Source organism: Streptomyces sp. NPDC091412 (genome assembly GCF_044756885.1).
Classification (GTDB): Bacteria; Actinomycetota; Actinomycetes; order Streptomycetales; family Streptomycetaceae; genus Streptomyces.
The window spans coordinates 1-5,244 of the sequence record NZ_JBIVTV010000051.1 but is presented as its reverse complement, the minus strand read 5'-3'; the positions used below and the strand labels follow the sequence as shown (position 1 = coordinate 5,244).

Genomic DNA, 5,244 nt, shown 5'->3' with positions numbered 1-5,244 from the left:
CAAGGTCGAGCGGTTCCATCAGACATTGCGGCGTGAACTCCTGGACGACTGCGGTGCGTTCGAGAGCATCGAGGCGGCTCAGTCGGCACTGGATGCGTGGGTGCGGGAATACAACTCTGTGCGTCCGCATCAGGCGCTGGACATGCAGTCTCCGGCGGACCGGTTCACCCCGGTTCCCGAGCAGGAGCGGGACGTCCTGGGCCTGAAGATCCCCGGAGTGCTTGCGTTGGTGCCGCAGCAGCGGACACCTCCTGCGGAGCCGGATCCGGTTGAAGTGTCGCCCGTGCCGGCCGGCCTGCCTGAGCTGGTCCCGGCAGCGGTGCCGGTGGAGCCCGGTGATCCGGCGCACGACCGACGTCCCGGTCCGTAACGTGAAAGCGAACAAGCCCCACGGGGCTTCCCATGTTGTCTAGGCCCCTCGTCAAGCATCACCTGGGACCAGAACGTCAGGCATCAGCTGGGATCCGACATCGGCTGATACGGGCTGTGCCACTGACGTTGATCGATTACGCCCGGGTCGTGGTCTTCTGCTTGAGGCGTTCGTAGGGGGTCTGGCCGCCGAGGCCGCCGTGGGGGCGATGGTAGTTGTAGTAGTCCTCCCACTCGCGCAGCTTGTCGTTGAAGACCTCGGCGTCGTCGATGATGACGCCATCGAGGAGCCGGTAGAACTCCTCGGCATCAATGCGGTGGGAGCGTTCGACCTTGCCGTTCAGCCGCGGGGTGCGGGGCTTGATGTAGGTGTGGGCGATGCCCTTGTCGAGCACGTGCCAGTGGAACGCGGTGGCGTTAACGGTCTCAACTGGCCCCGCTTTTCCGGCCCGAACTGGCCCCACCGGCGGGGCGCGCGGGAGCGTTCGGGGGTTGTTCCGGCTTGAGTTGGCCCCACCTTGGAGCTGTGGCTGGGACGCTCGCGGTAGGTCGCCGTGAGGGGGCGATGCCGGGTGGCATCCTCGAAGGAAGAGCTGTTCCTGCTGATCCGCCGGGACTCGTGGCAGCAGGGGCTGTCGGTCCGCGCGTTGGCGCGCAAGTACCGGGTCCACCGCCGGCTGGTGCGCGAGGCACTGTGCTCGACCGTGCCCGCTCCGCGTCGGACGCCGCGACGGCATTCACCCAGGCTGGAGCCGTTCAAGAAGACGATCGACCAGTGGCTGCTCCACGACCTGGACGCTCCGCCGAAGCAGCGGCACACAGTGAAGAGGATCCTGAGCCGACTTCAGCAGGAGGCTGGCGCCGACATCGCCTATTCGACGGTGTGGGACTACGTGCACCGGCGTCGGCAGGAGATCGCCGAGGCGGCGGGGGCGACACCGGCGGCGGGATTCGTGATCCGTCACAATCAGCCCGGCATGGACGCCGAGGTCGACTTCGGCGAAGCCTGGGTGGACCTGGCCGGCGAACGCACCAAGTGCTTCGTGTTCGCGTTCAGACTCGCCTACTCCGGCAGGGCCGTACACCGCATCACCGCGTCCTGCGGGCAGGAGGCGTTCTTCGACGGACACGTCCACGCGTTCCGCACGCTGGGCGGCATCCCGGCCGGTCAGATCCGCTACGACAACCTCACCCCGGCAGTCTCCCGAGTGATCCACAGGAGCCGTGCCCGCGAGGAGCATCCACGCTGGGCGGACTTCCGCAGGCACTTCTCGATCACTCCTTTCTACTGCGAGCCGGGACTTCGCGGGGCCCATGAGAAGGGAGGGGTGGAGGGCCAGGTGGGCTACTGGCGCCGCAACTACCTGACCCCGGTCCCGCGCGTCGACTCCCTCAACGAGCTCAACGACGCCTTCGCCGGCTTCGAGGAGGCCGAGGAGAACCGGCGGATCGGGATGCGGATCCGCACCATCGGCCAGGACTTCGCCCGCGAAGCCCCGCTCCTACTGCCCCTGCCCGAGGCTCCCTTCGAGACCGGCCTTGCACTGAACCCGCGGGTCGACCGGTATGGCATGGTCGCCGTCCGGGTCTGCCGCTACTCGGTTCCGGTCCGCTTCATCGGCCGCACCGTCCACGTTCTGCTGCGCTCGAGCGAGGTCGTGGTCTTCCACGGCCGCACCGAGATCGCCCGCCACCCCCGTCTGACCACCAAGGGCGCCGAACGGGTGGTCCTGGACCACTTCCTGGAAGTCCTGCTGGCCAAACCCGGCGCCCTGGCCGGCTCCGAGGCACTCGATCAGGCTCGCCGCGAGGGCGCCTTCACCCCCGCCCACGAAGCGCTCTGGTCCACGGCCAAACACACGCTCGGCGAGTCCGAGGGCACCAAGGCCCTGGTTCAGGTCTTGTTGCTGCACCGCCACCTGCAGCACCGCGATGTGGTCGCCGGGATCCGTGCCGCGCTCGCGGTCGGTGCCTGCACCGCGGACGTGTCGCGGTGGAAGCCCGCAAGGCCGCCGAGACCGAGGGCCGGTCCCCGACCGTCACCGCCACCACCGTCCTGCCCGAGCCGGTCGCCCCGCCGGACCTGCCGCTGCCCAGCCTGACCGAGCGCCGGGCCACCCGCCTTCCCGCCGACCAGCGGCCCCTGCCCACCCTCGAACGCAGGGACCAGCTCCTGCACCGTCCTGGAAGGGAAACCCAATGACCGGCCCGCACCACACCCTGACCGAGCCCGCCTCCGACGCCGCGATCGACACCGCCTGCCGGGTCCTGCGGCTACCGACGATGCGGGCTCAGTTCGCCGACACCGTCGCCCGCGCCGAGCGCGAGCACCTGTCCTACCGAGGGTTCCTCGCCGAGCTGCTGATGGCCGAGTGCGAGGACCGGGACCGCCGCCGGTCCGAGCGGCGGATCCGCACGGCTGGCTTCCCACGCTCGAAATGGCTCTCGGATTTCGACCACACAGCCAACCGGAACGTCACCCCGGCCCTGATCAACAACCTCGCCACCTGCGAATGGGTCAAGAAGGGCGAGCCGCTCTGCTTGATCGGTGACTCCGGCACCGGCAAGTCCCATCTGCTGATCGGCCTCGGTTCCGCCGCCGCAATGTCCGGCTTCCGGGTCCGCTACGCGCTCGCCGCAAAGCTCGTCAACGAACTCGTCGAAGCCGCCGACGAGAAACAGCTGACCAAGGCCATCGCCCGCTACGGGCGCGTCGACCTGCTTTGCATTGACGAGCTTGGCTACCTCGAACTCGACCGCCGCGGAGCCGAGATGCTGTTCCAAGTTTTGACCGAGAGGGAGGAGAAGAACAGTGTGGCCATCGCCTCGAACGAATCGTTCGGAGGCTGGACGAAGACGTTCACCGACCCGAGGCTCTGCGCGGCCATCGTCGACCGACTCACCTTCAACGGCACCATCATCGAAACCGGCACCGAGTCCTACCGGCTCGCCCGCACGAAGGCCAAGCAGCAAGAACCGCGCAAGCAGTCATAGCGAGCGAGCACGGGACGAGCCCGGGGAAGCAATGTCAAAACCTGTGGCGGGGAGCCGCACCGTCACGCACGAGCCCAGGGCGCAACCGCTGATGATCGTCCGGTGGCGTTTGGTCGATCAAGCGCGGTCGTGGAGCGTGACCTGGTAGCCGTCGGGGTCGGCGAAGGTGAAGGTCCGACCGAAGGGGCCGTCGATCGGTGCGGAGACGATGGTGTGACCGTCGGCGACGAACGCGTCGTGGATGGCCTGGACGTCGGTGGCGTGGAGCCAGATCGCGGCACCGATGCCGGGCTGAGCGACGGATGCGAGGTCGGTGCCGGGAATGACGTCGCGGAGTGCGAACGCGATCGGCTTCGTCTCGAAGACGACGGCGTGCGGAGGTCCGGCCGGCGAGCGGACGAGGCCCAGGTACTGCTCGTAGAACGCCTGTGAAGCGTCGAGGTCGCGCACTTGGAGCGAGATGAAGTCGGGGCCGGTGGCGGGCATGATGACGCTCCTTGTTTTCGTGTCAGTTTTCTGACATGCGGCAAACTATGTCAGAATACTGACATGAGTCAAGAAGGTGTCGGCGTCGACCTGGAGACGTCACTGGGCTACCTGCTCAAAGAAGCGTCGAGCGCCCTCCGCGCGGCCATGGAGGAAGTGCTGCGGCCGCTCGGGGTGAGCGTGACGCACTACTCCTGCCTCGAGCTGCTGGCGCAACGACCGGGCTTGTCGAACTCCGAGCTCGCGCGGGGCGCGTTCGTGACACGGCAGACGATGAACGTGCTGCTCCAGGCCCTGGAACGAGACGGCTACGTGACCAGGCCTGCGGAGGCACCCGTCGGGAAGGTGCTTCCCACGCGGCTCACGCCTCGCGGCCGACGAAGCCTCGAGAAGGCGAGCGCAGCCGTCCGGTCCGTCGAGGCCAGAATGCTGGCCGGCCTGACCGAGACCGAGCAGTCAGGCGCGTTCCGGATCCTGCAGAGCATGATCCATTCCCTGCGCGGTGACAACGAAGGTGCATAGCTCGTTCCGCGGCGCACGTCTCGCCGCGCTCGGACAGGAGTGCAGCCGAGCCTGAAATCCGTGTCGGCGACCTCGAAAACCGACAGACCCCGACTACACCCTCTGCTGCGATGAGCCGGGGCCGACTTGGCCCGGAAGCCGGGGCCACTTCAAGCCGGAATCTCCGCCCAACCGATCTTCGAGTGGAGCCACTTCAAGCCGGAAAAATGGGGCCAACTCAAACCGTTAAAGCCAGTCCTCGGCGTTGATACCCACAAGGACGTCCACGTGGCTGCCGTAGTCACAGCCGCGGGCGCCTTCGTCGCAAGCGAGAGCTTCCCGACGACCGCAGACGGCTACGAGCAGTTGCTGGCCTGGGCTCGCACACTGGGCCGCCTCAGCAGGGCGGGGGTGGAGTGCACAGGCTCCTACGGCGCCGCGCTCAGCCGTCATCTCCGCGCCCAGGGCGTCACCGTGTTCGAGGTCAATCAGCCCGACAAGGCCACCCATCGTCGCCGGGGCAAGACCGAAACCATCGACGCCGAGGCCGCCGCCCGCGCGGTGGTCACCGGCCGGGCAACGGCCAGCGCGAAGGCCGGCGATGGGCCCGTGGAGATGCTCAGGCGCTTCAAGATGGCCAAGACCTCCGCGACCAAGTCCCGTGCCTAGTATTCCAGCCGTAGATCGCAATGTTGCTGGTTCAGGAGCCTCGGTCGCCAGGTCCTCACCACCGGTTCTCCGCGACGTGAGCTCCGCAGACCCGTTGCGGCTCTTACTGATCATTTCAGAATGAGTTGGTGTGTGGGGCTTGGCAGTTGGGCTTGATGGCGGCAGAGTTCTTCGAGTGTCGGATGATCTTGTGCCTGATGACCTGTGGGAACGTGTTGCCCCGTT

At 67.3% G+C, this 5,244-nt stretch carries 5 protein-coding genes and 2 pseudogenes; 5 read left to right on the top strand and 2 right to left on the bottom strand.

Annotated features, from left to right (window positions below; translation table 11 throughout):
- The coding region (locus ACIQMV_RS39280) for an integrase core domain-containing protein (protein ID WP_402597912.1) at positions 1–370 on the top strand (370 nt) is incomplete at its 5' end.
- 136 nt (positions 371–506) lie between these two features.
- Here ACIQMV_RS39280 and ACIQMV_RS39275 read toward each other — a convergent pair.
- Positions 507–776 (bottom strand): annotated as a pseudogene (locus tag ACIQMV_RS39275) (integrase core domain-containing protein); the annotation flags it as partial.
- A gap of 165 nt (positions 777–941) precedes the next feature.
- Between ACIQMV_RS39275 and istA the strand changes: the two are divergent.
- Positions 942–2,572, top strand: a pseudogene (gene istA / locus ACIQMV_RS39270) (IS21 family transposase).
- Entirely contained in the window at positions 2,569–3,363 is a 795-nt protein-coding gene (istB, locus tag ACIQMV_RS39265; protein WP_402597910.1) for an IS21-like element helper ATPase IstB, read from the top strand. Before istA ends, istB begins: the two are co-directional and overlap by 4 nt.
- Positions 3,364–3,480: 117 nt before the next feature.
- Here istB and ACIQMV_RS39260 read toward each other — a convergent pair whose 3' ends face one another.
- Entirely contained in the window at positions 3,481–3,849 is a 369-nt protein-coding gene (locus ACIQMV_RS39260) for a VOC family protein (RefSeq protein ID WP_326800622.1), read from the bottom strand.
- 63 nt (positions 3,850–3,912) lie between these two features.
- Here ACIQMV_RS39260 and ACIQMV_RS39255 point away from each other — a divergent pair, with 63 nt between their 5' ends.
- Both ACIQMV_RS39255 and ACIQMV_RS39250 read left to right on the top strand, forming a co-directional pair.
- Entirely contained in the window at positions 3,913–4,371 is a 459-nt protein-coding gene (locus tag ACIQMV_RS39255) for a MarR family transcriptional regulator (RefSeq protein ID WP_326800623.1), read from the top strand.
- A 126-nt stretch (positions 4,372–4,497) separates the two neighbouring features.
- On the top strand, positions 4,498–5,019 hold the full coding sequence (locus ACIQMV_RS39250; protein ID WP_402597908.1) for a transposase: 522 nt from the start codon (positions 4,498–4,500) through the stop codon (positions 5,017–5,019).
- Positions 5,020–5,244: the final 225 nt, after the last annotated feature.